At 51.4% G+C, this 3,665-nt stretch carries 4 protein-coding genes; all 4 read left to right on the forward strand.

Translation table 11 applies throughout. The annotated features are described in order from the left end of the window. Window positions 1–110 precede the first annotated feature (110 nt). On the forward strand, window positions 111–842 hold the full coding sequence (locus tag HWQ67_RS14375; protein ID WP_218253380.1) for a 16S rRNA (uracil(1498)-N(3))-methyltransferase: 732 nt from the start codon (window positions 111–113) through the stop codon (window positions 840–842). A 162-nt stretch (window positions 843–1,004) separates the two neighbouring features. Next, complete coding sequence (gene fliW / locus HWQ67_RS14380) at window positions 1,005–1,424, forward strand: flagellar assembly protein FliW (RefSeq protein ID WP_218253381.1); 420 nt, start codon at window positions 1,005–1,007, stop codon at window positions 1,422–1,424. A gap of 40 nt (window positions 1,425–1,464) precedes the next feature. Further along, window positions 1,465–2,100: a putative metalloprotease CJM1_0395 family protein gene (locus tag HWQ67_RS14385; RefSeq protein WP_218253382.1), complete on the forward strand. Its 636-nt coding sequence runs from the start codon at window positions 1,465–1,467 to the stop codon at window positions 2,098–2,100. 310 nt (window positions 2,101–2,410) lie between these two features. Further along, on the forward strand, window positions 2,411–3,665 hold a 1,255-nt coding region (locus HWQ67_RS14390), incomplete at its 3' end, for an ATP-binding protein (RefSeq protein ID WP_218253383.1).

The raw sequence follows: 3,665 nt of genomic DNA on the forward strand, positions 1-3,665 counted from the left end.
CCTTGACCCCGTAAAAATGCCATGTATCTTGTATTTAATCCAATCGAAACGTGCTATATATAAAAACTTCCTTGCCGTAAAAAATCCTGTGATGATATGATATCAAGACAATGCCGTATATATTTATAGACAGCCTTGTTGTCAGGGACGGACATGCACAGTTAGGCAGGGAGGTGTCACACTACATCGCATCGGTGCTCAGACACAGGGTGGCCGATGAGCTGGAGTTGTTTGATGCAGATGGCAGGTACTACAGGGCTACCATCACTGCGCTTGGTCGCGGTGGGGTAACGGTTAGGGCAGTACAGGAGGCGGCCCCTCAAAGGGAGTCATCCTTAGATATGGTGTTGTGTCAGGGGCTACTCAAGGGGGATAAGATGGACCTGGTGGTTGAGAAGTCCACGGAGCTTGGGGTAAGGAGGATAATCCCGGTGTCAACCCAGAGGGGGCAGATGCACCATACTAGGAGGCTTCAGCGATGGAAAAAGATAGCCATAGAGGCCGCAAGACAATCGGGCAGGGTCGTTGTCCCCGATGTTGCAGAGGTGACGGACTTATCATCATTGTTGGGACAGATATCCTCCGAAAAGGACGCCCCGGGGATTATGTTTTACGAGGGTGAGGGCACGCATACCCCGCGCGATTTGCCCGGGACGCCCGGGCGGGTATACGTCCTGGTTGGCAGTGAGGGCGGATTTACTACGGATGAGGTCTTACATGCGCAAGGCGCCGGGGTGTTGATAGCGTCACTTGGCAGACGCATCCTGAGGGCTGAGACTGCGGCCATCGTGGGTGTAGCCCTTGTGCAGTTCCTGTATGGCGATCTGGGCCTACGGCGCTGAGATGCAACAAAGCCCCTTCAGTTTTAATTTTATTTTACCGATATACACAATGTATGGTGAATGTGGTGGTACCACAGGTGGACTGTTGTGCAAACAAAGTGATATCATAGAGCATGAGTTCAGAGTTGCATAACAAGTTTAATATTTTAGGAGGATATACAGATGCGGTTTAACAGTTCACGGTTTGGTGAGTTAGAGGTTGAGGAAGACAAGGTTATAAGTTTCCCTCGCGGGTTGGCGGGCTTTGAGGGATTGACGAGGTACTGTCTGTTGTTTACAGATAAGCCGGTAAAGTGGTTACACTCGGTAGATGACCCGGAGGTGGCCTTTACGCTGGTTGACCCCTTTGTGATACACAAGGACTATACCTTTACGGCCGTAGACGAGGTAGAGGAGTTTTTGCAGTGTAACAAGGTTGAACATTTATTGGTGCTGGTTGCGGCAACTATTGGTGAAAAAGAAATGTTGGTCAATTTTAGCTCTCCCATTGTTATCAACACATCCAACATGAAGGCGGCACAACTGATGATTGTAGATGACAGGGTGCCCTCTAAGGTGGTTGTTCCAATTGCGGCAGGGTAGAACAACTGGCAGCTCAATGATACGATAAGGAGGGGCATACATGGATGTATCAGTTACAGGCATACAGCAAGGTTTGTACCCGACGTATGGGTTATCAGGTGGCACAAGGAATGTCTCAAACGCTCAAAATGCCGATAGCGTTAATAAGCAGGGCGGTGTAAGCGCCGGCACGGATGGTAAAGCCGGCGGCGTCACGGCAGACAATGCCGGGACAACACCGCAAACCAACGCAGATAAGGCACGTGAAATACAGATACAGGTACAAAGACTAAAGCAGCGCGAACAGGCAGTCAAGGCACACGAGCAGGCGCATACGTCCGTTGGTGGTCAATACGCCGGCGCTCCAACGTATGAGTATACCAGGGGGCCTGATGGCAAGAACTATATAAGTGGCGGCGAAGTACCAATTGACGTATCGAAGGAAAAAGAACCCGACGCTACGGTCAGAAAGATGCGGCAGGTCAGGGCTGCGGCCCTTGCCCCCGCAGACCCCTCTCCGCAGGACCAGGCAATTGCCGCCAAGGCAACTAACATAGAGAGCAAGGCTCAACAGGAGTTGATTACAAAACAGTTTGACCAGAGGCAGAAGCAGAAGGACTCCTATATGATGTTGCAGGGGATCGGAAGCTCGGAGACAAAACAAGACGTAGGTTCTAATGTCTCAATTTACGTATAAATAGCGAAAAACCTGATATTAAGGAGGTCTGCAAATGGCTGGTAGTACCCCAATCAACCGTGGATGCCGGGTTTTAAGCCGCTTTTGTATTTTCGTAATATGGCATTGTTACTGTGCTTAATCGATGTGACCACGCCGGACCGGAGTGCTACCTGTCACTTGAAATAGCCATTTTTCCCTTAGCTTAACACGTATGCCCTCAGACCTCACCTACAAGGGAGCACGACTCCTTTGACGCTCCGTAAAAATACGTATTTTGTAATCCAATCGAAATCTGCTATAATACAATGTAACTATAGAGTAGAGGCTCATGACGGAGTTTGACACTGATTTTTTACTTACGGTTTTAGATAAAAGTCCTGAAGGTGTCATAATCCTTGATGCCGACAGACGCATCCTGCTCTGGAACCGCTGGATGGAGAAGGCTTCACGCATTGGCAGAGCCGAGGTAACAGAGCGTGACCTTTGCGATGTGTTTCCCGAACTGGTCGATACACGGATCATGCGCGGGATCGACAACGCCCTCTCCTTTGGACTGCCCACCACGCTGTCCCACAAGTTGACCAACAGACCCTTCCCCCTGTACCAGTCTACGTCTGACCCACGGAGGGACGAAAGGATAAGCCAGGTCGTGCTCATCAGCGGCATACGCTCCAAGGACAGGCGCTTTCGCTGTGTAATCAGGATACAGGATATCACCGACACGGTCTACAGAGAACAGCTCCTGCGTGACCAGACCGAACAGTTGCGCACTGCCGAGGAAATGGCCACAAGCGCCAACAAGGCAAAAAGCGACTTCCTGGCAAACATGAGCCATGAGATACGCACCCCCCTCAACGCCATCATCGGTATGGCCTATCTCACACTCAAAACCAACCTCGATGACAAACAACTGGACTACCTTACAAAGATCAACACCTCTGCCCAGACCCTGCTGGGGGTCATCAATGACATCCTGGACTTTTCCAAGATCGAGGCCGGAAAGCTGGAGATGGAGTATATCCCCTTCCACCTGGATGAGGTGCTGCACAGTGTATCGAACCTGATCACGCTCAAGACCGACGAAAAGGGCATTGAGTTCTGTTTCCACGTAGGCAGGGGCGTTCCGCTGGCACTTGTCGGAGACCCCCTGCGCTTGGGGCAGGTTTTGATCAACCTCTCAAACAACGCCATAAAGTTCACCACAGAGGGGGAGCTAATTATCTGCATCGAGGCTAACGAGGTAACCGATGATATGGCCTGCCTGCACTTTTCGGTCAAAGATACCGGCATAGGGATAAGCCCTCAGCAGATAACCACGCTGTTTCAACCCTTTACGCAGGCCGACTCCTCTACCACGCGCAAGTACGGCGGCACCGGACTGGGATTAACCATATGCAACCGCCTGGTAGAGATGATGAGCGGTCGCATATGGGTAGAGAGTACCCCCGGGGTGGGGTCAGTCTTTCACTTTACGGCGCAGTTTGACAGACAAAACCCCGACAGACGCCGCTTCCGTCTGCCGTCGGATAAATACGTGGGCATGAGGGTGCTCCTGGCCGATGACAATCCGGCAGCACGCGACA

The organism is Candidatus Magnetobacterium casense (assembly GCF_019173545.1).
Lineage (GTDB): Bacteria > Nitrospirota > Thermodesulfovibrionia > Thermodesulfovibrionales > Magnetobacteriaceae > Magnetobacterium > Magnetobacterium cryptolimnobacter.